A 24,021-nucleotide genomic window follows, 5' to 3' on the forward strand; every position below is an offset into this window, starting at 1 on the left:
GAAGGCATCCGCCACCATGTCCGACACCGCAACGCCCAAGCCGGGCAAGGTACTTGTCGCCGCCGACGACCTGCGCACCTTCTCCGCCGCACTCCTGGAGAAGGGCGGCCTGAACGCCGAGCAGGCGCGCACCACCGCCGACGTGTTCGTGTGGGCCGCGCTGCGCGGCGTCGACTCGCACGGCATCGCACGCGTCCCCGCCTACCTGGAGCTGCTCGCCAAGGGCGTGGCCAACCCCGACGCCGACATCACGATCGAGTCCACCGCCCCGGCCGCCGCCGTCCTGGACGCCGACCGCGCCCCGGGCCCGGTGGCCCTCAGTGCCGCTGCCGGCGAGGCGGTAACCCGGGCCAGGATCAATGGAGTTGCCGCTGTCGGCGTGCGCCGTACGGTGCACACCGGCGCCATCGGCTACTACGTGTCGAAGATCGCCGAGCAGGGTCTGGTCGGCATCGGCTATGTCGCCGGGATGCCCAACATGGGCTACACCGGCGTCAAGGGCGCGGCCGTGGCGACCAGCCCGCTCGCCATCGCGGTACCGGCCGACGCCCACGCACCCCTGCTCCTCGACATGGCCACCGCGACCATCGCCCTGGGCAAGATCCGCCAGGCGAAGGCGAGCGGTACCCCGCTGCCCGAGGGTGCGGCGGCCACCGCCGACGGCACCCCGACCACCGATCCCGAACTGGCCGTCATGCCCCTGCCGTTGGGCGGCGCCAAGGGCTCCGGGATGTCCCTCGCCTTCGAACTGCTCACCAGCGTGCTGGTCGGGGCGCCGATCTTCGCCGCCTTCCACTCGGACGACCCCCAGGGCCGCAAGCACCGCCAGAACGCGCTGCTCATCGCGCTCGACCCGGCGGCCTTCGGTGACCCGGACGCCTTCACCGCGGCGGTCGACGGAACGCTGGCCACCCTCAAGCGACTGCCGCCGGCGGACGGCGCGGAGGGCGTCTTCTATCCCGGTGAGCGCAGCGCGGCGGTCGCCGAGGGGCGGGGTGCGAAGGGCATCCCCGTCGCGCCCAAGGTCTGGCGCGAACTGACCGAGGCGGCAGCGAAGTTCGGCCTCACGCCGCCGGAGCCGGTGCCCTCGGCCTGACCCGGCAGGACTTCGCCGACTGTCCGAGGAGGGGGAGGGCGGTCGGCGAAGTACGTTGTCCGGCAGCGGAATTCGAGTTCAGGCCGAGCCCACGGCTTCCCGTACCTGACGGGCGATCAGGGCGTAGGAGTGCAGGGCTCGTTCGTCGTCCGTGCCGTCGTAGCCGTGGTCGGCCCCGGCGACATCGACGTGCTCGACCAGGGCGCCAGCCGTCCGTAGCCGCTCGGCGTAGGCGACGCCTTCGGCTTTGAGGAGGTCGTACTCGGCCGTGATGACCAGGGCCGGGGCGATGCCCTTCAGGTCCGCGGTGTCCGACGGATGGGCGGGCGACACCAGCCGGTCGGCACGCACGCTCGGATCCGGGACGTACGACGTGTCGAAGACCTCCGCCATCCAGGGCCGCAGCACGGGCTTGGCGATGGCGGAGCGCTTGTCCTTCGCGCTGGTCGCGAGGTCCAGCGGGGGATAGTGCAGCACCTGGAGCGCGATCGAGGGACCGCCCTCCTCCAGGGCCTGCCGGGCCACCGCCGCCGCGAGTCCGCCTCCGGCACTCTGCCCGCCCACGGTGAGCCGGTCGCCGTCCCAGCCCTGCTCCCCGCCGTGCTCCGCGATCCACCGGACCACCTCGAAGGCCTGCCGGGGCGGTGCGGGGAAGGGGTGCTGCGGTGCGACGACATAGTCGACGTTGACCACGACGACGCCCGCCTCCGCCGCGAGGAATCGGCACAGGGGGTCGTCGAGTTCGGTCAGCGGAACGACGTAACCACCGCCGTGGAAGTTCACGTGCACCGGCGGAGGAGGACCCTCTCCGGCCGGCAGATACACCGTGGCGCGCGCCGGAGCGACGCTGGTCGGGATCGTCAACTCCCTTGTCCGGCGCGGGAAATCAGGAAACCGCTGATGCGAGGAGGCGGCGGAGCCGCGCCCGCTCGGGCGCCGGTCGGCCAGCACGGAGAGACGCTGCAGGGACTTGGCGGCGAAGGCGGCCACCGCGGGCCGGGCCAGAACGGACATGCCGCTCCATTCGTGATGCGTGGAGTCGCGCGACGGGGGAGCCCGGTCGCCAGGATGACGGGGGTCGCTCGCCAGGTTTTCAATCGACAGGATTCCTGGCGATGGGTACGGCGACGATAACACGGGCGTATGGCGAGCGGACGGTGTGATCGGCGCTGTTGAGGGGGCGTCCCTCGTGGTGCCGCGTCGGCCTGCGCGGTGGGCGTCGGGGCGGCCAGGGGCGTCCGCGCGGAGGAACGAAGGCGGCCGGACTCTCAGTGGTGCCGGACGGGCCCGTCGTGTTGACCGTGTTCACAGCACGGCCCGTGCGGTGCGACGGACGGAGCCGGCGTGGCCGGGGCCTGAGCCGCCTGAGCCGTCACGCACGCCGCGTGCTGTGCGGTCTCGAGCATCTCCTCGCTGTCGGTCGCGGCGTCCGCCAGGCTCGCGCAGCACAGGACGAGCAGCGCGGCGCCCGCGACGAACGGCAGCGCCCGGCGCGGGGGAGGTGGCGCGAGCAGTGCCCGCACCCGCTGCGGTACCGCTCCGCCGGTCGCGGCCAGTGCCGGGCGGGGACGGCTCGCCGAGGTGGCGAGCGCGGCACGGCCCACGGCATGCGCGACGACCGTACGGTCGCCGACGCGCACCGCCGCCTCCTCGTCGGCCCAGCGCTCCAGGGCGAATCCGCCCGCGGTGGACAGCGGTCGTAGCAAGGGATTCGCGGCGGAACAGAGCCGCCAGAGGGTCTGGAAGAGGTGGTGCCGGCCGTGCAGATGTGCGCGCTCGTGGGCGAGGAGGGCCTCGCGTTCGCGGTCGTTCAGGCAGCGCAGCATGCCGCGCGACACCACGATCCGGCCGGGCGTCCCCGGCAGCGCGAACGCCTCCGGCAACTCCATGTCCAGGACGGCCAACTCCGTGTCGCCGGGCAGCAGTCGGCACTCGCGGCGGGCCCAGCGCAGATGCCGCAGCTGACGTACGGCGGCGACGGTGAGACCTGTGAGGGACGCGAGGAGGGCGAGTGCGGCGGCCGCGGCGACCGTGAGGTAGACCGGGTCGGAGGCGCGCACGGCCGCGACCGACCAACTGCCCTCCTCGGCGACCTCGGGGATCTGCACCAGTCCGGCGAACGCCAGCAACGCCAGCGAACCCAGCCAGCCCAGCGACGCCACCAGCGCGCCGGAGGCCAGCGACCAGGCGGCCGGGCGCGGCGCCAGCCTGTGGGCGGCGCGGGGTGCGAACACCGCGAGGACCATGGTGATCAGGAGGGGGACGTACACGCTGATCAGCACCGGATCACGGTCCTTCGACGGCGTGGTCGCTGCGGTCGGCGTGCTGCGCCTCGTCGTGCCCGGAGAGCAGTCGGTGCAGCAACTGCTCGTCCTGCGCGGAGAGTTCGGAGACGAAACGGGTGAGCACCGCCTCGCGGTCGGTGCCGTGCTCGAGCAGGGAGCGCATCCGGTCCGCGGTGTGGGTCGCCTCGTCCCGGGCCGGCGCGAACGCGTATCCGCGGCCCGCGCGGTGCCGGACGAGCATCCCCTTGTCGTACAGGCGCGACAGGATCGTCAGCACGGTGGTGTACGCGAGGTCTCCCGGCAGCCGCTCCCTGACCTGGCGCGCGGTCTGTGGCCCGTCGGCCCCGTAGAGGGCGGCGAGAACGCCGTTCTCCAGCTCACCGCGCGCCCGCCTGCCGGACGTCGCACCGGGCTCGTCGCTCCTCCGGTCCTGCACTGTTCACCCCACCGCCTTCCGCCGCTCGACGGCCCAGCCTACCCGTCGACCTACTACGGCCTGTAGAAGTGCGCCAAGGGCTTTGCGAACCCGATCTCCTACATGTTGTACGAGCTTAACTACTACATGTTGTAGAGTTTCGCCGCTCCACTCCATCTGCGGAGGAAAAAGCCCATGCCCCACCTCGGAAGTTCGGTGCATCTGCGTGCCCTCGCGGCCGCCACCCTGCGCCCCCGGCAGACGCCCCCGACCGACCGTCCGCCGTCGGCCGAGCGGGTCGTGATCGTCTCGGCCAGCGTCGGAGCCGGCCACGACGGCGCCGCCACCGAACTGGAGCGACGGCTGCTGGCGGCCGGTCTCACGGTCGACCGGCTCGACCTGCTGGACGTGCTGCCCGCGCGGCTCGGCCGACTGGTCCGGGACGGCTACCACCGGATGCTCGTCCGGGCACCGTGGGCCTACCAGCGGATCTACAGCAGCACCGAACGTGCCGGAGGCGGCGGCCCGCTCGCGCGAGTCCTGCTGCGCTCCGCCGAGGAACGGCTGCTGCGCGCCCTGCCCGCGGACACCGGCGCCGTCGTCTCGACCTACCCGGGCGCGAGCCGGGTCCTGGGCAACCTCCGGCTCGACGGCCGACTGACGGTCCCCGTCCTCACCTACCTCACCGACTTCTCGGTGCACCCGCTGTGGGTGGCCGACGGCGTCGACGTCCATCTCGCGCTGCACGCCGTGCCCGCCGCGCAGGCCCGGGCCGCCGGTGCGCGCGACGTGCGGGTGTGCGGCCCGGTCGCGGACCCGCGCTTCCACCCGGTGGACGCGCGGGAACGCGCGGCGGCACGCACCCGCTTCGGCCTGCCCGAGAACGCCCCTCTCGCTCTGCTGGTCGCCGGTTCCTGGGGCGTGGGCCCGGTCCGCCAGGTCGCCCGGGACCTGCGCGACTGCGGCGCGGCCGTACCGCTCGTCGTCTGCGGCCGCAACGGGACACTGGCCGACCAGCTCCGCGCGGACGGCATCGAGCACGTCCACGGCTGGGTCGACGACATGCCCGGCCTGATGCACGCCGCCGACGTCCTGGTCCAGAACGCGGGCGGTCTGACCTCCCTGGAGGCCTTCGCCGCAGGCCTGCCCGTCGCCAGCTACGGCTGCATACCCGGCCACGGACTGACCAACGCCGCCGCCCTGGACGAGGCGGGCGTCGCCGCGTGGATCCGGGACCCGGCCCAACTCAAGCACGTCCTGGGCGAGTTGATCGACGGCCCACGAGGACTGCTGCAACGGGAGGCGGGCCTCGCCCTGTTCGCGGGCAACCCCCACGGCCCGGACCACAGCCCGGCCATCGAGACGGCCAGGGTCTTCCGCACCGGCACCGGACCCCTTGCCGCTGCCCCCGCTGTCCGGCGGACCACCCTTCCCGCCGCCCGGCGACTCGCCACCACCACCGCCCTGGCCTGCGCGGTCTGGGCGGGCGCGGTCGGGACGGCGGTCGCCACGACGGAGAGCGGCCCGGGCCTGATGCACGCGATAGGACAGAGCTTCGACCTCGACGACCTGGGCCACGCACACCACGTGGTTCATGCACCGCACGGGGCTTATGCGAAGGGGCACCACGCATGAGCGCCGAAAGCCTTCTTCTTACGGATACGGCGGCGAGTGCCGTTCCGTGCGTCCTCGCCCGCGCGGGCGCTACGTCCGTCGTCGGCTGGGCGAAGGGCGGCCACTCGTGACCGTCGTACGCCTCCGCTCCTTCTCTACGACCGCCTGCGTCGCGCCACGCATGCATGCCCCCGCGCACACCACGTCGGTCGCGGGTTGTGAGAAGGGCTCTCTCTCATGACCGCCGCCCGCTTCCTCCGTACGACCGCCCGCCTCGCGCTCCCCGCACTCCCGATTCTCGCCGCCGCGTACGCCGCTCCGGTCCTCTCCACCTACGGCCCGTTGCGCAACCGGGTCATGCCCCGCCTCGCCGGTCGCGGCCGGACGGACCACGTGGCGCTCACCTTCGACGACGGACCGGACCCGCTGTCCACCCCGTTGTTCCTGCGCCTGCTCGACGAGCGCGGAGTCCACGCCACGTTCTTTCTCCTCGGCAGCCAGGCGGTACGTTCGCCCGGCCTGGTCCGTGAGATCGCCGCTGCCGGACATGAGATCGCCGTTCACGGCTGGCACCACCGCCCGCTGCTGCTGCGCGGGCCGCGCGCCACACACGAAGACCTGGCCCGCGCCCGCGACACGGTCGGCGACCTCACCAGGCGCACGCCACGGCTCTTCCGCCCGCCCTACGGCGTGATGTCGACCGCCGCCCACCTCGCGGCCCGCCGCCTGCACCTCTCGCCGGTGTTGTGGACGGCCTGGGGCGAGGACTGGAGGGCGCGCGCCACAGCGGAGTCGGTCCACCGGACGGTCATCGAGGATCTGCGCGGCGGTGGCACTGTCCTGCTGCACGACTCCGACTGCACCTCGGCACCCGGCTCCTGGCGCGCCACCCTCAACGCCGTGCCCCGCATCCTCGACACCTGCGCGATGCGGGGCCTGTCCGTGGGGCCGCTGCGGGAGCATGCTGTGGATCCGCTCTGAAGTCGACGATATTGTCCGCGCTCCTCGGAACCGGGACAGGCGCCGACGCGGCGGACCGCGCAGCTTCCGCTGCCCCGTTGACGAGCCCGCTCCGGACAGACACCGGCCGGGTCTCCGGAGTGGCGTCCATGGTCTCCGGTGTCACTGTCTTCAAGGGCCTGCCCTACGCGGCGACCTCGGCGGGCGCCAACCGCTGGCGCCCGCCGCAGCGGACGAGTCCATGGACGGGCGTGCGCGTCGCGGACACATTCGTGGACATCTGCCCGCAGCGGACGATGAGTTCGGCCCATCTCTACTTCCGGCGGGCCAAGTCCTCGCAGCTGCTCTTCGGCGGCCCTGCGCTGTGTATGGCGCAACTTCGCCTACGTCTTCGGCAACATCTACGCCACCGACCCGCCTTGAACCGCCATCGACCGCATGGTCGCCGACAACCTGTCCGGCCACGTGGTGAACTTTGTGACCCACGGCGACCCGAACAGCCAGAGCCGCACCTGCTGGTCCGCAACGAACCACTGCTTCACGAGCCGGAGGCATTGGTGACATCGGCGCCGGCGGTGTACGGCCGGTGAAGTACTGTCGTCGCCGTAGTCGGGGTAAACGTACGCAGTAACTTACTTGACTTACGCAACAATATGGTAAAGTGGGCCTCATGTCCACACCATCGGTCCCCGAAGCCCCCGCCTCCCCGGAGGTGACCGAGATCGAGCGAGCCCTCACTCGGATCACCTACCTGAGCACGCGCGCCCGCCAGCACGACCGGCTCATGGCCCTCGCCGGTGTGCCCCTGGACCGTGCGGCGGTGGCGTTGCTCCGGCAGGTCGCCGACTCCGACCCGCTGCGCCCGGGGGAGCTGGCGCAGCGCCTCGGGGTCGAGGCCTCGCATGTGACGCGGACGGTGCAGCAGTTGCAGAAGTCCGGCTACGTCACCCGCGTGCCCGACCCCGACGACCGCCGAGCCCAGCGGATCGAGCTGACCGAGGCCGGGCGGAAAGCCGTCAGCAGCGTGCGGGACGCCGGTGCGCGCGGCATGCAAATGGCCCTCTCGGATTGGTCGACGGACGAACTGCAGCAACTGGCAACGCTGTTCCACCGCATGGTCGACGACTTCCTGAAGCACGCGGTCGAGGACGACGGCGAGCCGGAGGTCGCGGCGCAGGCCGGAACTGTCTGAGTTCCGGGTACGGACCGTCCGGGTGCCGGGTACGGACGGCGTCGATGTCACCCGAGGTCGGCGACGATCTGCGGGAGGTCGGTCGTGGTGCGGATCCCGGGAGCTGCCGCGCAGACGAACGGCACGGCGTTCACCGCACGGTTCGCGGTGTAGGAGGGGGACATCGAGGCCATCAGGTCGAGGGGTACGGGGAACCGCAGGTCGATGTCGAGCGGTGCGTCCCCCTCGACCGAGACATGCCAGCCGGTCGCGCGGAGGTCCCAGGCGGGGTCGAGGTCGGTGGTGCAGTACCAGTTGGCGCGGAATCGCAGCAGGGGGCGGCCCTTGCGTAGTCCGGACACGGTGATCCGCTGCGCGGCCACCGTGCCTGCGGGCAGCGTTCCCGCGGCGATCCGCGTGCTGCGGCGCGCGGTCGCGACCTCGCCGACCGCCTCCACCGAGTCGAGCGGTGTCGACAGCGCCTCGGCGAGCAGGCGCAACGACGGCCCGAAGCTGTCGCGCAGCCCGGCCAGGCGCTGTTCGCCGAATTCGGCAGGAGGCTGACCGAAGCCCATCACCTCGAACAGCAGCCCGGGGGAGTCCCGTTGGGAGAGGTCCGCGAACTCGTCGATCGTCAGCGCGTCGAGCCGCCGCTGGATCGAGGTGAGCGTCAACGGCAGTGCCTCGGTGATGAATCCGGGACTGCTGCCCGTGCTGTGGACCGAGCTGCCACCCTGCTCGCACGCGTCCTCGATCCGCTTCCGCGTGACCGGATCCAGGCTGGGCGCGTGATGGAACTCGCCGCGCGTCGACACGACGTTCACGCCTGACGAGAGCAGCGCACACACCTCGTCGAAATCACAGCTTCGCGGGGTGTAGAGGGCGCAGTCGGCGCCCAGCGCCAGGATCTCGTCGATGTCGTGCGTGGCGACGACCCCGGTCGTGCCGAAGTCGCCCCCGCTCAACTCACCCGCGTCCAGGCCCGACTTGGCCGGCGTATGGACATACACGCCGGCCAGGGTCAGGTTCGGATGCTCCAGTACGGCACGCATCGTGCGGGCACCGATGTTCCCGGTGGCCCACTGCACGACCCGGTAGCGCTGCACTCCATGCCGTAGCGGCTCGGTCATCGCCCACCTCCCGTTGCGGTGGGCGAGAACCGTACTCTCCACTATGGAGAGCGTCAATCACGAACGAAAGGCCGTCAAATGCGCACAGGCCGCCGTCAGTTGCGTACGGGGACACCCGAGAGGCCGCCGAGACAGAACTGCCAGACCTCCTCGGCGGTGACCGCCGCCGCGTGGCTGTCGGACGGAACGCCGTTGCCCTGTGCGACGAACATGACCGTCTGCATCAGGAGCGAGGCCTGGCGGCGCGGCTTCCCGGCGGGGAGGACGCCGGCGTCCTCGGCCTGCTGGACCAACTCCGTGAACACCGTGAGCAGAGGGAGATGAGCGGTCGCCACCTGCGTGGGGTGCTTCACGAGGAGTTGCAGCGCGAAGTCGCTGAACAGCGGGCGCTCCACGCCCGGGTTGGACAACGACTGCTCGAAGAGCATCTCCACCCCGAGCCGCAGCGCTTGAAGCGGATCCGACTGGGAACCGGCTGATTCGCGAATCTCCGCAGCCGACTTGGACAACGCGTCCTCGAACAGGGCGAGCAGTAGCTCGTGTTTGCCGTCGAAGTGCTGGTAGAAGCTGCGCAGTGACTGTTTGGAGCGGTCCACGACCTCCTGGACGGTGAAGTCCGTCGTCCGCTTCTCCGCTATGAGTTCCTGCGCCGCGTCCAGGAAGCGCTGCACGCGTTGTTCGGCGCGGAGCTTTGCGGCACGGGTGGAACGCTCAACGGCGCGCTGGCGCCAGGCTGGTTGTTCTTCGGGGACAGCTGTCACATGAAGAACGATACTCCACTTCAGCGGTAACACCTGGGCTTCCCCTACCGAAGCCCACACCGCAACTTTCGAGACCCTTACTTGCGTGAGACGAGAATGATATTCTCATCTTCATTCGTCCCGGGTTGGCAGGAGGTTCGTCTGACATGGCATGGGACTTTTCCACCGAGCCGGAGTTCGAGGAGAAGCTGGAGTGGATCAGGCAGTTCCGCGTCGAGCGTGTGGAGCCGCTGGACCTGCTGTACCCGGACCGGGCGTACCACCCTCTCGACGATGAACTCGGCCCGGTCGTCGGGGCGTTGAAGCAACAGGTCCGCGACGAGGGCCTGTGGGCACCGCACCTCGGCCCCGAGCTGGGCGGCCGCGGCTTCGGCCAGGTCAAGCTGGCGCTCATCAACGAGATCCTGGGGCAGTCGAGTTGGGCCCCCGTCATCTTCGGCACGGCCGCCCCCGACACCGGAAACGCCGAGATCATCGCCCGCTACGGCACCGACGAGCAGAAGGAGCGCTACCTCCGGCCGCTACTGGAGGGCGAGTGCTTCTCCTGCTTCTCCATGACCGAACCGCAGGCCGGCGCCGACCCCACGATGTTCACCACGCGCGCCGAACGCGACGGCGACGACTGGGTCATCACCGGCCGCAAGTTCTTCTCCTCCAACGCCCGCACCTCGAAGTTCGTCATCGTGATGGCCGTGACGAACCCCGACGTCAGCCCCTACAAGGGCATGTCGATGTTCCTCGTGCCCAGCGACACCCCCGGCGTCCGCATCGAGCGCCACCTCGGCATCATGGGCGAGGCCACCGACGAGGGCATGCACGCGCTCATCGCCTACGACGGCGTCCGCGTCCCCGCCGACGCACTGCTCGGCGGCGAGGGCCAGGCCTTCGCGATCGCCCAGACCCGGCTCGGCGGTGGCCGCGTCCACCACGCGATGCGGGTCGTCGGCCAGAGCCAGAAGGCGCTCGACATGATGGCCGAACGCGCCCTGTCCCGCGAGACCCAGGGCGAGCGGCTCGCGGACAAGCAACTCGTCCGCGCCGACCTCGCCGACTCCTACGCCCAACTCGCCCAGTTCCGGCTGTTCGTGCTCTACACCGCCTGGCAGATCGACCGGTACCAGGACTACAAGCGGGTCCGTAAGGACATCGCCGCCATCAAGTTCCTCACCCCGAAGGTGCTGCACGACATCGTGTACCGCTCGATGCATCTGCACGGCGCCCTCGGTGTCTCGAACGAAATGCCGTTCTCCGACATGTGGAACGGCGCAGCCGTCATGGCGGTCGTCGACGGACCCACCGAGGTCCACAAGATCACTGTCGCCCGTGACGTGCTGCGCGGCTACGAAGCTGCCCCCGGTCTCTGGCCCACCCAGCACCTGCCCACCCGCCGCGAATGGGCCCGGAAGCAGTTGGAGGACCTGCTGTGACGCTCGCCGACACGGAATCGCTCGCCCGCTGGCTGGACGGCCAGGGCATCGCCCCCGGCGAACCCGTCGAGACCTCGTACATCTCCGGCGGCACCTCCAACGACATCTACGGCATCCGGCGCGGCGAGGTGAGCATGGTGCTGCGCAAACCGCCGGAGAAGGTCCCGCCGGGGCGCAACGAGACCATGCTGCGTGAATACCGCGTTCTCAACGCCCTCAACGGCACGGACGTCCCGCACCCCGAGGCGATCGCCGTGTGCGACGACACGAGTGTGCTCGGCTCCTGCTTCTATCTCATGGCACACGTCGACGGCTGGTCCCCGATGAACTCCGGCGGCTGGCCCGAACCGTTCCTCGGCGATCTCTCCCTGCGCCCCGAGCTCGCGTACCAACTCGTCGAAGGCATAGCGAAGTTGGGCAACGTAAACTGGCGGGCCCAGGGCCTGGAGGGCTTCGGCAGGCCGGACGGTTTCCACGACCGGCAGGTCGACCGCTGGCTCGCCCACCTCGCCAAGTTCGAGTTCCGCGAGATACCCGGCCTGGAGAACGCCGCTGCCTGGCTGCGGGAACACCGTCCCGCCCACTGGGAACCCGGCATCATCCACGGCGACTACCAGTTCGCCAACGTCATGTTCCGGCACGGCGCACCCGCCGAACTCGCGGCCCTGGTCGACTTCGAAATGGCCACCGTGGGCGACCCGTTGCTAGACCTCGGCTGGGTCATCATGGGCTGGCCGGACGCCGACGAGGACCGCACCCAGAAGGGGTACGTCGACTACACCGGCATGCCCGACCGGGCCGACCTGCTGGAGCACTACGCCAAGGTCAGCGGACGCGACGTCAGCGAGATCGACTACTACGTGATCCTCGCCCGCTTCAAGATGGCCGTTGTCCTGGAAGGCGGCTACGCCCGGCATGTGAAGGGCGAGGGCGGCAACCCGAAGATGGCCCACTACGGCGACGTAGTCCTCCAGATGGCCGCGCAGGCGGCCGAACTCGCCGCGACGACCCGGCTATGAGAGCCGCCCGCTGCAACGCCGTCGGCGGCCCGGTGGTCGTCGAGGACATTCCCGAACCAGTCGCCCCCGAAGGGGAATTGGCGGGTCCGGACGGCGGCATCCCGGTCGACGTGCACTACGCCGCCGTCAACTTCGCCGACGTCCTCGTGATCGACGGCGCCTACCAGGTGAAGGCGGAGCCGCCCTTCACCCCCGGCAGCGAATTCGCCGGCGTGGTCGCCGCGTCCGCGCACGGATTCGAGAAGGGCGAGCGGGTCTTCGGCTCGATGTTCGTCGGCGCCTTCGCCGAACGCGTCACCGCCCGCCCCGCCGGCCTGAGCCGCATCCCCGAGGGAATCCCCACCGAGCGCGCGGCGGCCTTCGGGGTCAGCCACACCACCGCCTTCGACGCCCTCCGCCTGGTCGCCGACGTACAGCCGGGGGAGCGGGTGGCCGTCCTGGGCGCGGCCGGCGGGGTGGGCCTCGCGACCGTCGAACTCGCCGCACTGCTCGGCGCGGAGGTCGTCGCCGTCGCTTCGACGGCGGAGAAACGGGCGGTGTGCGCCGAGCAGGGCGCACAAGTGACCCTGCCGTACGGCGACTTGAAGCGGACCGTGCGGGACGCGGGCGGCGCCGATGTCGTGATTGACCCCGTCGGCGGGCCGTACGCGGAGGAGGCGTTGCGGGCCATGCGCTGGGGCGGTCGGTTCGTGAGCGTGGGGTTCGCGAGCGGTGAGATCCCGCGGATCCCGCTCAACCTCCCGATGCTCAAAGGGGTCAGCGTGCACGGCTTCGACCTCGGAGGCTGGGCGCGCCACCGGCGGGACGACCTGGTCGCCGCCCGCACCGAACTCCACGGACTGTTCGCCGCCGGGAAGATACGGCCCCGCGTCCACGCCGTGTATCCGCTCGCCGAAGTCGCCGCCGCGCTCAGCCTCGGGCGCCGCGCCATCGGCAAGGTCCTTCTGGAGGTCGCGCATGGAGTTTGAGTTCGACGACGAACAGCGGCTGCTCCAGCGAGTGGTCCGCGAGACGATCACCAAGTCCCGGTCGCTGCCCGAGAAGCAACTCTGGGACACCTACCTGGAGTTGGGCTGGCTGGAAGCCCCGCCGGTGGAACTCGCCATCGTCCTGGAGGAGTTGGGGTACGTCGCCGACCCGACGCCCTTCCTCGCCACGGCGACCTGGTTCGCGCCACTGGCCGGACGGCTGCCGCGCGGCTCGGGCACCGGAGTCTTCGACGGGGTGGGCCGGTTCGTCCTCGACGCCGACCGCGTGGACGAGATCGCCCTTCTCACCTCCGAGGGCGTGGTCGTACGGAACGGAGAGGACCTGGCGGCCGAGCGGCTGTCCGTGTTCGACCCGACTCTGCATGTCGCCCGGGTGGACGCGCCGGACCTGGTCGGCGGCGTACCGGACCTGGCCCTGATGGGCCTCGCGGTCAGCACGGTCGGCAGTTGCCGGCGCATCCTCGACCTGGTCGTCGCCCATGTGAAGGAACGGCACCAATTCGGGGTGCCCATCGGCTCGTTCCAGGCCGTCAAGCACAAGGCGGCCGACATGTACGTCGCCATCGAACGCGCCAAGGTGCTCGCCTACTTCTCCGCGCTCACCATCGCCGAGGACGACGCGCGCCGCGGTCGGGCCGCCGCCATGGCCAAGGCCGCCGCCGGAGACTGCCAACGGGTCTGTTTCCGCAACGGGTTCCAGCTCTTCGGAGCCATGGGCTACACGTGGGAGAACGAACTGCAGATCCACCTCAAGCGGGCCAAGGCCGGGGACCTGCTCCTCGGCACGGCGTCCGAGCACAGGAAGGCGCTGCTGGTATGAGGCTGGCCCCCGACCCCGAGGTCGAGAAGTTCCGCGCCGATTTCAGCGCCTTCCTCGACACCCACCTGCCCACCCCCGAAGAGGCCACTGTCCGCTCCAAGTCCAGCGCGGACATACCGGATTGGGCCCGGCGCTGGCAACGCAAGCTCTTCGACGCCGGCTGGCTGCTGCCGGCCCAGCCGCCCGAGTACGGCGGCCGCAACGCCACCCTGCCCCAAGTCGTCGCGCATCTGGAGGAGTTGTCCCGGCGGCGGATCTACCACAGCTTCAACCCGCAGGGCCTCAACATCATCGCGGCCTCACTGCTGACCTTCGGCACCGAGGAACAGAAACGCGACTGGGCCGTACCCCTGCTGCGCGCGGAGATCACCGCGTCGCTCGGCATGAGCGAACCCGGAGCGGGCTCCGACCTGGCCGGGCTGCGCACCCGCGCGGCCCTCGACGGCGACCACTTCGTCGTCAACGGACAGAAGGTGTGGACCTCGGGCGCGCACGACGCCGACGTCCTGCTCACCTTCGTCCGCACCGACCCCGACGCCCCCAAGCACAAGGGCATCAGCGTCCTGCTCATCCCCACCGACTCCGAAGGCCTGGTCAGGCGGCCGTTCGGATCGATCGCCGCACCCGACGACCTCGACTTCAACGAGGTGTTCTTCACCGACGTCCGCGTCCCGAAGGAGAACCTCGTCGGCCTCCTCAACGAGGGCTGGCGCGTGGCCAACGGCTCGCTCGGTCATGAACGGACCCTGCTGTGGGTGCACTACGCCGAGCGCATGGACGGCCTGATCCAGGACTCGGCCTGCGACGAGGAGTGGTACGCGACGCTCCAAATGGACGTCCAGGCACTGCGGTTGCTCGGCCACCGGCTGCTCGGACCCGACCGCAACCCGGCGGAGATCTCGGTGCTCAAGCTGCTCGGCTCCGAGGCCGCGCAGAGCGCCGAACTGCACGCCCTCGAACACCACGGGACCGAGGCGCTGCTGCATCCGGTGCAGACGGGGCCGTACACCCATATGAACCTCGGGACGTTCACCGCCAGTTGGTTCGAGCGGTACGCGCGCAGCTTCGGCGGGACCATCGCCGGCGGCACCTCCGAGATCCAGCGCAACATCATCGCCGAGCGCATCCTCGGCCTGCCCCGCTAGAGCCGACGGAAGACGGGACCCATGACAGACACAGCGGACACGGTGGACACGGACGAGGTCCTCTACGAGGTCGACGACAGGGTCGCGGTCATCACCCTGAACCGGCCCGAGGTCGCCAACGCCCAGAACGCGGTTCTCCTCGACGCGTTGGACGCCGCCTGGCGCCGGGCCGCCGCCGACGAGGAGGTCAAGGTGATCCTCCTGCGAGGCAACGGGAGACACTTCTCCTCCGGCCACGACCTCAAGGACCGCTGGCCGGCACCGAACGAGATCACCCTGGAGTGGATCTACAGTGCCGAATCCCGCCGGTACTTGGAGTACACACTGCGCTGGCGCAACGTCCCCAAACCGTCGATCGCCGCGGTCCAGGGCAAGTGCATCGCGGGCGGACTGATGCTCTGCTGGCCCTGCGACCTGATCGTGGCCGCCGAGAACGCCGAATTCTCCGACCCCGTCGTGCACATGGGCATCGGTGGAGTCGAATACCACGGCCACACCTGGGAGTTGGGCCCACGCAAGGCGAAGGAGATCCTCTTCACCGGACGGGCCGTCACCGCCGAGGAGGCGGAGAAGGTCGGCATGGTGAACAAGGTCGTCCCCCTCGATCAACTGGACACCCAGGCAATGGAGTTGGCCCGGCAGATCGCCCGCATGCCGTCCTTCGGCCTCCGCCAGGCCAAGCGCGCCGTCAACCAGAGCCTCGACGTCCAGGGCTTCTACGCCGCCATCCAGTCCGTGTTCGACATCCACGAGACAGGACACGGGAACGCGTTGAGCGTGAGCGGATATCCCATTCTCACCAAACTCGACGCCATGAAGGATCGCCTCAAAGAGCAGTAGGCCGCGATCGCAAGGGTCGTCATCACTCGCGCGCGGTGCTCGCGCCCCGGCTCATCGCCAGCACCGCGTCCCGGCGGCTGAGCGCCCCGAACGGTGAACCGCCGGTCGGGGCGGGGCTGCCGTAGATCCAGGTGGGGCCGTCGGAGAGATGGTCGAGCGCCTCGGCGGCCACGTCGGCGGGGTCGGCCAAGTCACCGCCGTAGGAGCCCCCTTGGACGCCTTCGGTCCGGCGCAGGGACGGGGTGTCGGTCCTGCCGAGCACCAGCCCCAGAACGTCCACCCCGCTGCCCTGCCACTCCGCCCACAGGCTCTCCGCGAGGATGAGGTCGAACGCCTTGGACGCGCCGTAGGCGGCGAGCGTGGCGCCACCGGCCCACGCGGCGCCCGAGGTCACCAGGACCACGGCTCCCCGCTTGCGCGCCACCATCGGGCCGCCGAAGCGGTAGGCCGCTTCGAGTACGGCGGCGCAGTTGCGCTGCACCAGCCCGAGGTGCGTGCCGAGTTCCTTGTCGAGGAACGGGACGCTGCGGTCGTCGCTGCCCGCGTTGTAGACGAACAGGCCGACCTCCAGATCGACGGTCGCCTCCTCCAGCTCCGACAGGGCGCTCGGGGAGCTGAGGTCGAGCGCGACGGTACGGACCTCGACGCCGTACCGGTCCCGGATCTCGGCGGCGGACGCCTCCAGCACGGGCAGCCGCCGGGCCACCAGCACGATGTTCATCCCCTGGGCGGCCATCCGGTGGGCGAACGCGGCTCCCACCCCGTCCGACCCGCCGGCGACGACACCCCACGGCCCGTACTTCGTGGTGAGCGATTGAGTCACTTCGTTACTCCTCGACAAGTTCATCCAGGACGACCGGAGAACCTTCTTCTCGACCGCGTCCGACGACAGCACCGTCCCGATGATTCCGAGGTCGGTCCCGGTGCCGCGCGCCACCTCGCGCACCACGCGGACGTCCTTGCTCATCAGGTCCGCCAGCCGCTCCGCGACCGCCTCGACCGACCCTCCGCCGGCGACGACACCGAGCGCCCGACTGGCACCGCTGCCGTGCTGCAGCGCCGCGAGAATCGCCTTCTCGTCGATGCCCAGCGACCCCGCCACCCGTACCGCGTCGACCGCGAGTCCGACCTGTGCCACGAACAAGGCGTTGTTGACGAGCTTGACCCGCTGACCGTTGCCGACCGGCCCCACGAACAGGACCGGCGAGGCATACGTCTCCAACAGCGGGCGCAGCGCCTCCAGTTGGGCCTCGTCCCCGCCGACCCACAGAGTGAGACGGCCCGCGGCGATGTCGTGCGGGCCGCCCGACAGCGCGGCGTCCAGCACCCCGACACCACGCTCCGCGCCCGCCTCGGCGAGCAACTCCGCGGTGCCGGGATGGGACGTGGTGTGCTGGATGAGCGTCGCCCCCGGTTTCATCCCAGAGAGCGCGCCTTCCGCACCGAGGCAGGCCGCTCTCACCTGTTCGTCCTTGAGTACGGCGACGAACACCGCGTCGGCGTCGCGGACCGTCGCCCCGATCGTGTCGGCCCGCGCGAACCCGTCCTCTTGGGCTGCCGCCAGGGCCTCCGGTCGACGCACATGGACCGTGACGTCATGCCCGGCGGCCACCAGTCGGTCGACGATCGGCCGCCCCATCCGGCCCGCCCCGATGAACCCGATCCTCAACTCTCCTCCAGCGAAGCGGATTTGCCGGACGGCGCGAGCATCGCTCGGGGCCCGTCGGTGCCGTCGAGGTTGGCGTTGATCCGCTCGGCGATCCGCCACCCCTCCGAAGTGCGCACCCAGCGCCAGGTGTTGGCGGAGACCTGGAACACCCAGAACCGTCCGGCGTCGGCGTCCCACCGCAGATGCAGCGCGTGGCTGCGGCCGGTGGCCCGGTCGCCGTCGACGACGACGTGCGGCGCGGTCAGCACATGACCGCAGCCGTTGTGGATCACGCTCTGATGGCCCGGTCCGTGGACCATGCCGACGATGCCGTCCCAGCCCTCCATCCGCAGATGGGGGACAGCGTCGAAGACACCGTCCTCGGTCCAGAGCGCAGCCGCGGCCTCCCCCGATCCGCTGTCGACCGCCGGCCCGTACTGGGCGACGAGCTGCGTGATCTCGACCTGGTCCTCCAAGGCGCGCACCTTCGCCGCCAACGACTCGACGGCTGCGCGTAGTTGGGCAAGTTCGTCGGTCTCGCTCATGAGTGTGGTCAGCTCCCTGGTACGACGATGATCCGGGCCGGCCCGTTCGCGTCCCGCGCAGCGTCGAGCGCGGCCTGGACCCCGTCGAGGCCGACGGTGTGCCCGAGCATCGGCCCGACATCGAGGCTGCCGGAGCAGACCGCCCGGAACGCCTCGTCCCAGTGGTCCATCGACGGGCCGCCCCCGAACTGGATGTTGATGCCCTTCTGTTTGGCGGTCAGGGTGTGCAGATGATCGCCCTCCGGCGGACCGCCGACGGAGAAGATCCGGGTACCTCGCTCGCATCCCTTGATGATCGAGTCGAGAACGCCGGGGACGCCGACGCACTCGAACACGACACAACTCGCCCGCGGACCGGCCGCGTTGCGCCAGGCCTCGTACGGCGAGACCTCGGCCGGATCGACGACCACATCGGCGCCCATGGCCAGCGCGGTCGCGCGACGTGAGGCCTCGAGATCGGCCGCCACGATCGGACCGACGCCGAGACTCCTGAGCCGGCCGATCGCCGAGAGGGCGATGGCGCCGCAGCCGATCACCAACGGCGCCTCGTTCGCCGTCAGTTGGGCGCGGGACGCGGTCGACCAGCCCACCGAGATCGCGTCGGCGACACACACGACCTCGCTCGGCAGATCCGACACCACGACCCGGGTGATGGCCTCGGTGAGCAGGAACAACTCACCGAATCCGCCCGGGGATTCGGGGCTCTGGCCGATGATCCTGCGGCCGGCGGGCGTGTTCAGTACGGGCAGCGAACTCACCCGTGTACCGACCGGGATCCGCCGCTCGGTGCCGGGGCCGTAGTCCACGACCTCGGCGCAGTACTCGTGACCCATCACGATGTCGACGTCCCTGTCGTACGTCGACATTCCGCTGTCGTCGTCGGCGCCCGCCTCCGGATGGTCCATGAAGTGCAGATCCGACGCGCAGATCCCGCACGCCAGCGAGCGGACGAGGAGTTGGCCCGGTCCGGGGACCGGATCGTCGACGGTCCGTGCCTCGACCGTCCCGCCCCGCAGCACAGCAGCACGCATCAGACTCTCCTCCGCATTCCGAAGTCCGTCCCCTTCGGACTGTAGCCACACAACGGGAATTACAGAAGACGGTCTCCTATAATTGAAGAACGCCGGAACACCGCCCGGTCACTACAATCACGGCATGGCAGAACCGCGCCGCGCCCCGGGCCGTCCCCGCGACACGAGCATCAATGAACGGGCCCTCGCGGCGACGCGCGAACTGCTCGTCCAGCGCGGCTTCGACGCCACGACGATCCAGGCTGTGGCCGAGCACTCCGGTGTGCACGCCTCCGCCATCTACCGCCGCTGGCCGTCCCGGATCGAGCTGATCGAGGAGGCCACGTTCCCCGGGCTCAGCCCGTTGATCGTCCGTCCGACGGGGGATCTCCGCCGTGACCTCCGCCGGTTCGTCCGTGCCTACTTGGCGGCCTTCGGCGCCCCCGCGGCCCGCGCCGCGGCGGCCGGACTCTTCGCGCACTCCCAGACGTCGAACCGCCCCCGGCCGCCGGAAATGTTGCTGCGCGTGTCGGCGCGACCGCAGTTCCAGGACATCCTGCGCGCCGCGCCGACCGGTACCGTCGACCCCACCGTGGACCCGGACGACGTCTTCGACATGATCCTCGGCGCCGTACTGACCCGCACCCTCCTGGCCACGGTCACGGCCCGCAACCGCCCCGTCGAGCGCACGGTCGACATGATCCTGCGGATGCTACGACCCCTCGACGGGCCTCTCTGATCAACTCGCCCGTCCGGACGGGGTGTTGGTCTCAGCGGCGTTCGTCGCGGAACACCTTCCCGCCCTTCATCACGAACCGGACGTCCGTCATCACGGAGACGTCCTCCAGCGGATTGCCCGGCACCGCGATGAGATCGGCGAGCAGGCCTTCGGCGATGCGGCCCCGGTCGTCGGCGTCGATCAACTCCGCCGCGTTGACGGTCGCCGCCTGGAGCGCTTCCAGGGGAGTCATGCCACGGTCGACCAGGGCGATCAGCTCCTGCGCGCCGCGGCCGTGCGGAATCGCCGGCGCGTCCGTGCCCAGCGCCATCCGGACACCCGCCTTGCCGGCCCTGGACACCACCGTCTTCGCCCGGGGGAAGATCTCGGCGGCCTTCTCGACCAATTCGGGCGCGGAATGGGACATGTCCATCCCATCGATGAGAGCGGTGGTCGGCACCAGGAAAGTGCCCCTCTCCGCCATCAGCGCGATCGTGTCGTCGTCGAGCAGGAAGCCGTGCTCGATGCAGTCGATGCCCGCCTCCACCGCGGCCCGGACGGCGTCGGCCCCGTGCGTGTGGGCCGCCACCTTCAGCCCGCGCCGGTGGGCCTCGTCGACGATGGCACGCAGCTCCTCGTCGGAGTAGTGCTGCGCGCCGGGGGTGCCCGTGTGGGACATCACGCCCCCGGACGCACAGACCTTGATGAGCCGTGCCCCGTGCTTGATCTGGTAGCGGACGGCCTTGCGCACCTCGTCGACACCGTTGGCAATGCCCTCCTCCAGGGAGAGAGGCATGATTCCGGGGGCGTACGCGGCGAACATCGTGGGGTCGAGGTGTCCGCCGGTGGGTGTGATGGCGTGCCCGGCCGGCACGATGCGCGGTCCGTCGATCCAGCCGGCGTCGATGGCCTTCGCCAGCGCGACGTCCAGCAGATAGCCGCCCGTCTTCACGAACAGGCCGAGGTTGCGGACCGTCGTGAAGCCCGCGCGCAGGGTCCGCCGGGCGTTGCCCACCGCGCGGAGCATCCGAAGCGGGGGATCGTCCTGGACGGGGGAGAACGCGAGGGTCTCTCCCCGGCCGCCCATCAGGAGGTTGACCTCCATGTCCATGAGACCGGGCAGCAGAGTCACATCACCGAGGTCGAGAACCTCGTTCTCGCCCTCGCCCTCGCCGCCGCCGCGCGTGATGCGGTCGCCGTCGACCGTGACGATGCCCGGCTGCTCGAACTCGCCCGTCTCCACGTGCAGTACACGCGCCGCCCTGAGTGTGAGCACGACGGGTCAGACCTTCGGCTCGACGACTAGGTCCATATAGGCGGCCCCGCTGTCCGGCACCCGGGCCTGCTTCCAGACCTCCACCGGGAACGACACGTTCACCAGGGAGAACAGCAGGAGCAGCAAGTTGCGCTCCTGCTCCGGGAGTTCGGTGAGGGGGAACTTGTCGAGGTGGTCGGAGGCCTGTTCCAGCAGCGGGAACGCGGCGTCGTAGAACGCCTGCATCTCCTCCATGGAGCTGGCCAGGCGCTTGGTGTAGCGATCGCGCTCGGACTCCAGGACCCACTCGCTGAACGGTTCGAGCGCCGCGAACTCACTGGGCAGCATCGGTGTGCTCCTTGACGTAGTCGGCGACCGTCTTGTGCAGATGGCGGAGCAGCAACTCCTGGTCGCAGAGCGGGAATTCGGTGACCACCCGGCTCTTGAGCATGGTCTGGGTGGCCTCCAGCGTGTTGCCGTCCTGGAGCGCGTACTCCTTGAACGTCACCGCGGCCAGCTCCTGCTTGAGCCGCTCGCGCGCCGTCTTCGCGGGCACGAAGTACAGGTTGGCCTCGAAGAGGTGCTTGTCCACCGCCGTCGGCCAGTAGTGGTACGTCAGATACCAGCCCGGCTTCCAGATCAGCAGGGTCATGTTGGGGAAGAACTCGAAGGAGTCGTTGCCCCAGGCGCGGTGCCCGCCCGGATTGAGACCGGGGGGAAGCGGGTCGAGGCCCTCGATGTCGGGCGCCTCCCACGGCCCGAACAGGCCGCTGCGCAGGACGCGTTCGATGGGCTTGACGATGGTCAGGTCCTTGGGCGGGGACATGCCTCCCCAGGAGGAGATCATCGAGTGCGGGGGGTGGATCTCGTAGTGCAGCGCCTCGTACCCGACGTTGAAGAGCTTGTCGGCCTCGTCCTTGACGGCCTGCTTCATGTGCAGGACGGGCGCGTGGTAGAACTCCGCGAACGCGTCGATGAACAGCTTCCAGTTGCTGCCGATCTCCGCCTTGTACGTGAAGACCTCGGTCATCTCGTGGAAGGGGTAGCCCTCGAGTCCCTTGGCGAACTCGCCCAGATACTCCTTCAGCGGCTGCGCGTCCGGGTCGAGGTTGACGAAGACGAACCCCTCCCAGACCTCGCAGCGGACCAGCTTCAGGCCGTAGTCCGCCTTGTCCAGGTCGAAGAACTCCTTCTCCTGCTGGACGAAGGTCAGATCGCCGTCGAGGCTGTAGCGCCAGGCATGGTACTTGCAGGTGAACTGACGGCAGGTGCCCTTGACCTCCTCGCCCGGATAGTCGTTCCACACGAGCTTGTTGCCGCGGTGGCGGCAGACGTTGTGGAAGGCGCGGATCTCCTTGTCCTTGCCCCGCACGATCACCAGTGAGGTGTCGGCGACCGCCAGCTCCTTCGTGAAGTAGCTGCCGACCTTCGGCACTTGCTCGACCCGACCGACGTTCAGCCAGGTCTTCTTGAAGATCGCCTCCTTCTCCGCCTCGTAGTACGCGGGGTCGATGGAGTCCTCGTAGTTCACCGGGCTCGTGCCCAGCTCGGGGTAGTTCTCGGTCCAGCTTCCGGCCGCCGGCTTGGCGAAGTGTGGCATGGGATCACCCCTCTCGCTTGTGAGAATACCATTCTCTTTTTGGGAAACTGAAGTTCTCTTCCGAGATCGCAGGATCGAGTTCCACGCCGAAGGTGTTGAGGGCCATCGTGAGCATCGTGTAGGTGCCGACCGTGAAGACCAGGTCCATGAGCTGGTGTTCGTCCAGGTCGGCGGCGAGTGCGGCGTAAGTCGCGTCCGAGAGGCCCGAGTCGGTGTCGAGTTCGTCCACCGCCCGGTTGAGCAAGGTGTCGGCGCCGGTGCGGACCTCTTCGATCTCGGCCTCGGTCACCCCGTGCTTCCGGCCGATCAGAACGTGACTCGCCCACTCGTATCTGCTGCCCCGCCGCCACGCCACGCGCATCACGGCCAGCTCGCGGACGCGCACCGGCAGGGTCGTGGTGTTCAGGTGCATGTTGAACGTCAGGAACGCCCGGGCCAGGGCCGGATGCCGCTGGAAGAGCCCCAGGACATTGGCCTCCGGCAGCTTGCGGTGGGGGTTGATGACCGAGAACAGTTCGTGGTCCCACTCGTCGTACGGCACCGGGAAGATGCGGACGCCGGAGTCGCCGGTCGGCTCGCCGTTCTCGTGGTGCGCGGTGGCGTTCTCGCCCTGCTCGTGATCACCGTTCTCGCTCACGTGTTCCGCCCGCCGTTCACGCCCAGGATCTGGCCCGTGATGTAACCGGCCTCCTCGGACGCGAGGAAGGCGCACGCCGCGGCGATGTCCTCGGGGCGCCCGACCCGCCGTACCGGAGTGCGCTGGATGTGTTCCTCGACCGTCCCGCCGAGCAGGTGGCGCTCCTCCGAGCGGCGCAGCATCGGTGTGTCGATGAAGCCGGGCGGAACCGCGTTCACGGTGATGCCCTGCGGTCCCAGCTCCAGGGCGAGCGCCTTCGTCAGTCCGTTGACCGCCGACTTCGCCGCCACGTAGTGCGTCATGAACGGCTGGCCGGACTGCGCGCTGGAGGAGGAGATGTTGACGATCCGGCCCCAGCCGGCCTCCACCATGTCCGGCAGGACGGCCTGGACGCAGTGGAAGACGCCGTGGAGGTTGACGTCGATGACGCGCTGCCAGGCCTCGAAGGTGAGGTTGACGAAGCGCTTGTAGCCCTCCGTCCCCGCCGCGTTGACCAGAACCGTGACCGGGCCGAGCTGCTCCCGGATCTCGGCCAGCGCCTCGTCCACCTGGGCCCGGTCGGAGACGTCGGCCTTCCGGGAGAAGCCGCTGTCGGACGGATTGAGGTCGAGGGTGGCGACCTGGAGACCGTCTGCCTCCAGGCGTTGCGCGATGGCCAGTCCGATGCCGGAGCCGCCGCCTGTGACAAGGGCTGTCCTCATGCCGGAACCCCCTGCGTCTCGATCATGAAAATCTCCCTTCCGGATCTGAGAAGCGTATTCTCGTCTCCGGTACTTCCGGAAGTGCCGCGCAGGCGGGGGTCGTTCGCCGCACTCCGTGCACCTGTCAGGCATCGGTCAGGATGACATTCTCGCTTCCGGATGGTTGATTCGCGTATAAGGAGAATGTAGTTTCCGCTTCATTGGAGCAAGCCGCCCATCCATGCGAGGAGAACAG

At 69.8% G+C, this 24,021-nt stretch carries 25 protein-coding genes; 12 read left to right on the top strand and 13 right to left on the bottom strand.

Translation table 11 applies throughout. The annotated features are described in order from the left end of the window. The first annotated feature begins 16 nt into the window (after positions 1 to 16). The gene (locus JHN63_RS00250) at positions 17 to 1,096 is read left to right on the top strand and encodes an Ldh family oxidoreductase (protein WP_200676551.1); all 1,080 of its coding nucleotides are present in this window, start codon (positions 17 to 19) and stop codon (positions 1,094 to 1,096) included. A gap of 78 nt (positions 1,097 to 1,174) precedes the next feature. Here JHN63_RS00250 and JHN63_RS00255 read toward each other — a convergent pair whose 3' ends face one another. The 3 genes from JHN63_RS00255 to JHN63_RS00265 all read right to left on the bottom strand — a co-directional run bounded on the left by JHN63_RS00255 (position 1,175) and on the right by JHN63_RS00265 (position 3,817). Continuing rightward, positions 1,175 to 2,110, bottom strand: coding sequence for an alpha/beta hydrolase fold domain-containing protein (locus JHN63_RS00255; RefSeq protein WP_200676552.1), 936 nt, complete (start codon positions 2,108 to 2,110; stop codon positions 1,175 to 1,177). Between the two features lie 254 nt (positions 2,111 to 2,364). Next, positions 2,365 to 3,378, bottom strand: a complete 1,014-nt coding sequence (locus JHN63_RS00260) for a M56 family metallopeptidase (RefSeq protein WP_200676553.1) — start codon at positions 3,376 to 3,378, stop codon at positions 2,365 to 2,367. Positions 3,379 to 3,382: 4 nt separating this feature from the next. Further along, positions 3,383 to 3,817: a BlaI/MecI/CopY family transcriptional regulator gene (locus tag JHN63_RS00265; protein ID WP_200676554.1), complete on the bottom strand. Its 435-nt coding sequence runs from the start codon at positions 3,815 to 3,817 to the stop codon at positions 3,383 to 3,385. A 174-nt stretch (positions 3,818 to 3,991) separates the two neighbouring features. On the opposite strand from JHN63_RS00265, the gene JHN63_RS00270 reads away from it, so the two are divergent. The 4 genes from JHN63_RS00270 to JHN63_RS00285 all read left to right on the top strand — a co-directional run bounded on the left by JHN63_RS00270 (position 3,992) and on the right by JHN63_RS00285 (position 7,562). Continuing rightward, on the top strand, positions 3,992 to 5,431 hold the full coding sequence (locus JHN63_RS00270) for a glycosyltransferase (protein WP_200676555.1): 1,440 nt from the start codon (positions 3,992 to 3,994) through the stop codon (positions 5,429 to 5,431). Between the two features lie 216 nt (positions 5,432 to 5,647). Further along, positions 5,648 to 6,391: a polysaccharide deacetylase family protein gene (locus JHN63_RS00275; RefSeq protein ID WP_200676556.1), complete on the top strand. Its 744-nt coding sequence runs from the start codon at positions 5,648 to 5,650 to the stop codon at positions 6,389 to 6,391. A 77-nt stretch (positions 6,392 to 6,468) separates the two neighbouring features. Further along, positions 6,469 to 6,960, top strand: coding sequence for a carboxylesterase family protein (locus tag JHN63_RS52300; RefSeq protein ID WP_267953687.1), 492 nt, complete (start codon positions 6,469 to 6,471; stop codon positions 6,958 to 6,960). A gap of 80 nt (positions 6,961 to 7,040) precedes the next feature. Then, positions 7,041 to 7,562, top strand: coding sequence for a MarR family winged helix-turn-helix transcriptional regulator (locus tag JHN63_RS00285; RefSeq protein ID WP_200676558.1), 522 nt, complete (start codon positions 7,041 to 7,043; stop codon positions 7,560 to 7,562). A 47-nt stretch (positions 7,563 to 7,609) separates the two neighbouring features. Here the strand turns inward: JHN63_RS00285 and JHN63_RS00290 are convergent, their stop codons facing one another. Both JHN63_RS00290 and JHN63_RS00295 read right to left on the bottom strand, forming a co-directional pair. Then, a complete protein-coding gene (locus JHN63_RS00290) occupies positions 7,610 to 8,713 on the bottom strand; it encodes a dihydrodipicolinate reductase (RefSeq protein WP_307781772.1) in 1,104 nt (367 codons plus the stop codon). A gap of 53 nt (positions 8,714 to 8,766) precedes the next feature. Continuing rightward, a complete protein-coding gene (locus JHN63_RS00295) occupies positions 8,767 to 9,432 on the bottom strand; it encodes a TetR/AcrR family transcriptional regulator (protein WP_307781773.1) in 666 nt (221 codons plus the stop codon). Positions 9,433 to 9,578: 146 nt separating this feature from the next. On the opposite strand from JHN63_RS00295, the gene JHN63_RS00300 reads away from it, so the two are divergent. The 6 genes from JHN63_RS00300 to JHN63_RS00325 are packed head-to-tail and all read left to right on the top strand — an operon-like array spanning position 9,579 to position 15,672. Beyond that, entirely contained in the window at positions 9,579 to 10,859 is a 1,281-nt protein-coding gene (locus tag JHN63_RS00300; RefSeq protein WP_200676559.1) for an acyl-CoA dehydrogenase family protein, read from the top strand. Beyond that, a complete protein-coding gene (locus JHN63_RS00305; RefSeq protein ID WP_200676560.1) occupies positions 10,856 to 11,878 on the top strand; it encodes a phosphotransferase family protein in 1,023 nt (340 codons plus the stop codon). The genes JHN63_RS00300 and JHN63_RS00305 overlap by 4 nt, the downstream gene beginning before the upstream one ends. After that, entirely contained in the window at positions 11,875 to 12,846 is a 972-nt protein-coding gene (locus JHN63_RS00310; RefSeq protein WP_200676561.1) for an NADPH:quinone oxidoreductase family protein, read from the top strand. Before JHN63_RS00305 ends, JHN63_RS00310 begins: the two co-directional genes overlap by 4 nt. Continuing rightward, entirely contained in the window at positions 12,836 to 13,687 is an 852-nt protein-coding gene (locus JHN63_RS00315) for an acyl-CoA dehydrogenase family protein (RefSeq protein ID WP_200676562.1), read from the top strand. Before JHN63_RS00310 ends, JHN63_RS00315 begins: the two co-directional genes overlap by 11 nt. Next, positions 13,684 to 14,832: an acyl-CoA dehydrogenase family protein gene (locus JHN63_RS00320; RefSeq protein ID WP_200676563.1), complete on the top strand. Its 1,149-nt coding sequence runs from the start codon at positions 13,684 to 13,686 to the stop codon at positions 14,830 to 14,832. The genes JHN63_RS00315 and JHN63_RS00320 overlap by 4 nt, the downstream gene beginning before the upstream one ends. Before the next feature lie 21 nt (positions 14,833 to 14,853). Then, complete coding sequence (locus JHN63_RS00325; RefSeq protein ID WP_200676564.1) at positions 14,854 to 15,672, top strand: enoyl-CoA hydratase; 819 nt, start codon at positions 14,854 to 14,856, stop codon at positions 15,670 to 15,672. 22 nt (positions 15,673 to 15,694) lie between these two features. On the opposite strand, the gene JHN63_RS52305 is transcribed toward JHN63_RS00325, so the two are convergent. Genes JHN63_RS52305 through JHN63_RS00345 form a run of 3 tightly spaced genes read right to left on the bottom strand, consistent with a single transcriptional unit; the run spans position 15,695 to position 18,896 of the window. Continuing rightward, on the bottom strand, positions 15,695 to 17,341 hold the full coding sequence (locus tag JHN63_RS52305; protein WP_234475570.1) for an SDR family NAD(P)-dependent oxidoreductase: 1,647 nt from the start codon (positions 17,339 to 17,341) through the stop codon (positions 15,695 to 15,697). Beyond that, a complete protein-coding gene (locus JHN63_RS00340; protein ID WP_200676565.1) occupies positions 17,338 to 17,865 on the bottom strand; it encodes a nuclear transport factor 2 family protein in 528 nt (175 codons plus the stop codon). The genes JHN63_RS52305 and JHN63_RS00340 overlap by 4 nt, the downstream gene beginning before the upstream one ends. Positions 17,866 to 17,873: 8 nt before the next feature. Next, positions 17,874 to 18,896, bottom strand: coding sequence for a zinc-binding dehydrogenase (locus tag JHN63_RS00345; protein ID WP_200676566.1), 1,023 nt, complete (start codon positions 18,894 to 18,896; stop codon positions 17,874 to 17,876). Between the two features lie 124 nt (positions 18,897 to 19,020). Between JHN63_RS00345 and JHN63_RS00350 the strand changes: the two genes are divergently transcribed. After that, positions 19,021 to 19,614 (top strand): TetR/AcrR family transcriptional regulator, encoded by a 594-nt coding sequence (locus tag JHN63_RS00350; RefSeq protein WP_200676567.1) that lies wholly within the window; start codon positions 19,021 to 19,023, stop codon positions 19,612 to 19,614. Positions 19,615 to 19,645: 31 nt separating this feature from the next. On the opposite strand, the gene JHN63_RS00355 is transcribed toward JHN63_RS00350, so the two are convergent. Genes JHN63_RS00355 through JHN63_RS00375 form a run of 5 tightly spaced genes read right to left on the bottom strand, consistent with a single transcriptional unit; the run spans position 19,646 to position 23,786 of the window. Then, positions 19,646 to 20,869 (bottom strand): amidohydrolase family protein, encoded by a 1,224-nt coding sequence (locus JHN63_RS00355; protein WP_200676568.1) that lies wholly within the window; start codon positions 20,867 to 20,869, stop codon positions 19,646 to 19,648. A 6-nt stretch (positions 20,870 to 20,875) separates the two neighbouring features. Then, a complete protein-coding gene (locus tag JHN63_RS00360; RefSeq protein WP_200676569.1) occupies positions 20,876 to 21,196 on the bottom strand; it encodes a hypothetical protein in 321 nt (106 codons plus the stop codon). Beyond that, on the bottom strand, positions 21,183 to 22,448 hold the full coding sequence (locus JHN63_RS00365) for an aromatic ring-hydroxylating dioxygenase subunit alpha (protein WP_200676570.1): 1,266 nt from the start codon (positions 22,446 to 22,448) through the stop codon (positions 21,183 to 21,185). Before JHN63_RS00365 ends, JHN63_RS00360 begins: the two co-directional genes overlap by 14 nt. Positions 22,449 to 22,452: 4 nt before the next feature. Continuing rightward, entirely contained in the window at positions 22,453 to 23,085 is a 633-nt protein-coding gene (locus JHN63_RS00370; RefSeq protein ID WP_200676572.1) for a carboxymuconolactone decarboxylase family protein, read from the bottom strand. Beyond that, entirely contained in the window at positions 23,082 to 23,786 is a 705-nt protein-coding gene (locus JHN63_RS00375; protein ID WP_200676573.1) for an SDR family NAD(P)-dependent oxidoreductase, read from the bottom strand. Before JHN63_RS00375 ends, JHN63_RS00370 begins: the two co-directional genes overlap by 4 nt. Positions 23,787 to 24,021: the final 235 nt, after the last annotated feature.

Origin of the sequence: Streptomyces sp. MBT65 (assembly GCF_016612545.1) — a bacterium.
Lineage (GTDB): Bacteria > Actinomycetota > Actinomycetes > Streptomycetales > Streptomycetaceae > Streptomyces.

What these genes read in the sequence shown, in the direction of transcription:
- JHN63_RS00250 (WP_200676551.1), top strand. Translation starts at nt 17, where the DNA reads ATGTCCGACACCGCAACGCCCAAGCCGGGCAAGGTACTTGTCGCCGCC.
- JHN63_RS00255 (WP_200676552.1), bottom strand. Translation starts at nt 2,110, where the DNA reads ATGTCCGTTCTGGCCCGGCCCGCGGTGGCCGCCTTCGCCGCCAAGTCC.
- JHN63_RS00270 (WP_200676555.1), top strand. Translation starts at nt 3,992, where the DNA reads ATGCCCCACCTCGGAAGTTCGGTGCATCTGCGTGCCCTCGCGGCCGCC.
- JHN63_RS00275 (WP_200676556.1), top strand. Translation starts at nt 5,648, where the DNA reads ATGACCGCCGCCCGCTTCCTCCGTACGACCGCCCGCCTCGCGCTCCCC.
- JHN63_RS00285 (WP_200676558.1), top strand. Translation starts at nt 7,041, where the DNA reads ATGTCCACACCATCGGTCCCCGAAGCCCCCGCCTCCCCGGAGGTGACC.
- JHN63_RS00300 (WP_200676559.1), top strand. Translation starts at nt 9,579, where the DNA reads ATGGCATGGGACTTTTCCACCGAGCCGGAGTTCGAGGAGAAGCTGGAG.
- JHN63_RS00310 (WP_200676561.1), top strand. Translation starts at nt 11,875, where the DNA reads ATGAGAGCCGCCCGCTGCAACGCCGTCGGCGGCCCGGTGGTCGTCGAG.
- JHN63_RS00315 (WP_200676562.1), top strand. Translation starts at nt 12,836, where the DNA reads ATGGAGTTTGAGTTCGACGACGAACAGCGGCTGCTCCAGCGAGTGGTC.
- JHN63_RS00320 (WP_200676563.1), top strand. Translation starts at nt 13,684, where the DNA reads ATGAGGCTGGCCCCCGACCCCGAGGTCGAGAAGTTCCGCGCCGATTTC.
- JHN63_RS00325 (WP_200676564.1), top strand. Translation starts at nt 14,854, where the DNA reads ATGACAGACACAGCGGACACGGTGGACACGGACGAGGTCCTCTACGAG.
- JHN63_RS00340 (WP_200676565.1), bottom strand. Translation starts at nt 17,865, where the DNA reads ATGAGCGAGACCGACGAACTTGCCCAACTACGCGCAGCCGTCGAGTCG.
- JHN63_RS00345 (WP_200676566.1), bottom strand. Translation starts at nt 18,896, where the DNA reads ATGCGTGCTGCTGTGCTGCGGGGCGGGACGGTCGAGGCACGGACCGTC.
- JHN63_RS00350 (WP_200676567.1), top strand. Translation starts at nt 19,021, where the DNA reads ATGGCAGAACCGCGCCGCGCCCCGGGCCGTCCCCGCGACACGAGCATC.
- JHN63_RS00360 (WP_200676569.1), bottom strand. Translation starts at nt 21,196, where the DNA reads ATGCTGCCCAGTGAGTTCGCGGCGCTCGAACCGTTCAGCGAGTGGGTC.
- JHN63_RS00365 (WP_200676570.1), bottom strand. Translation starts at nt 22,448, where the DNA reads ATGCCACACTTCGCCAAGCCGGCGGCCGGAAGCTGGACCGAGAACTAC.
- JHN63_RS00375 (WP_200676573.1), bottom strand. Translation starts at nt 23,786, where the DNA reads ATGAGGACAGCCCTTGTCACAGGCGGCGGCTCCGGCATCGGACTGGCC.